Origin of the sequence: Actinoplanes sp. NPDC051633 (genome assembly GCF_040681735.1) — a bacterium.
Lineage (GTDB): Bacteria > Actinomycetota > Actinomycetes > Mycobacteriales > Micromonosporaceae > Actinoplanes.
In genome coordinates this window covers 1-1,066 of the sequence record NZ_JBFAZH010001814.1, presented here as the reverse complement: position 1 = coordinate 1,066, position 1,066 = coordinate 1, and the positions used below count along the sequence as shown (strand labels likewise).

The following is a 1,066-nucleotide window of genomic DNA, read 5'->3' as shown; positions in this document are numbered from 1 at the left end:
GACGAGCTCGACCCGGACATCATCCACGCCAACGACTACCGCATGGTCGGCGTGGGGGCGCGCGCCAAGCTGCGCGCCGCCGCGCGCGGCAAGGACGTGAAGCTGGTCTGGGACGCGCACGAGTTCGTGCCGGGGATGAGCGAGCGGCCGGAGAACCCGCGCTGGCTGCCGGCGCAGGTCGCGCACGAGCGTGAGTTCGCCAAGTACGCGGACGCGGTGGTCACCGTGTCGCCGATGCTCGCCGAGTGGCTCCAGCGCGACCACCAGCTGGCCGAGCTGCCGACCGTCGTGCTGAACTGCCCCGACGTCACCGAGGCGCCCGAGCCCAACGACCGCCTCCGCAAGGACTGCGGCATCGGCCCGGAGACCCCGCTGCTCGGCTACTGCGGCGGGATCAACAGCGTGCGCGGGGTCGACCTGATCATCGAGGCGCTGCCGTATCTGCCGGACCTGCACGTGGCCCTGGTCTCGCTGCACCCGAACGGCAACCGGTCCACGGTGGAGCCGATCGAGGAACTGGCCGAGAAGCTGGGCGTCGCCGACCGGATCCACCTGCTGCCGTATGTGGCGCCCGACGACGTGGTCTCGTACCTGAGCGGGGCGGACGCGGCGGTCAGCCCGCTGCGCCACCTGCCCAACCACGAGATCGCCCTGAGCAACAAGTTCTTCGAGTATTCACAGGCGCGGCTGCCGCTGATCGTCAGCGACGTCAAGGCGATGGCCGAGATGGTGCGGTCCACCGGCCAGGGCGAGGTCTTCGTCGCCGATGACGTGCAGGACTACGTACGCGCCGTCAAGCAGGTCTTCGCCGACCCTGAGCGTTACCGGGCCGCCTACGAGAAGGCCGGCGTGCTCGACCAGTGGAACTGGGCGACGCAGGCCGGCCACCTCGAGCAGGTCTACTCCCGGCTGACCCCCTCGCCGAGCAGCAGCCGGTCGTAAGCCGGCGCGGTCACCGGCCAGTCCCACGTGGTCATCACGTGGGCCGCCGCGTCCGCGCCGGCCTTGCGCCACGTCTCCTCGGACTCGGTCGCCGCGCGGATCCGGGCGGCCGCCTCCGCGGGCG

Annotated in this window: 1 protein-coding gene; it reads left to right on the top strand. The window is 71.4% G+C overall.

Annotated elements, in window-relative coordinates; all coding sequences use genetic code 11:
- Positions 1-942, top strand: a 942-nt coding sequence (locus tag AB0M20_RS45400; protein ID WP_364307873.1) for a glycosyltransferase family 4 protein, incomplete at its 5' end; no start/stop codon positions are given.
- Positions 943-1,066 lie beyond the last annotated feature (124 nt).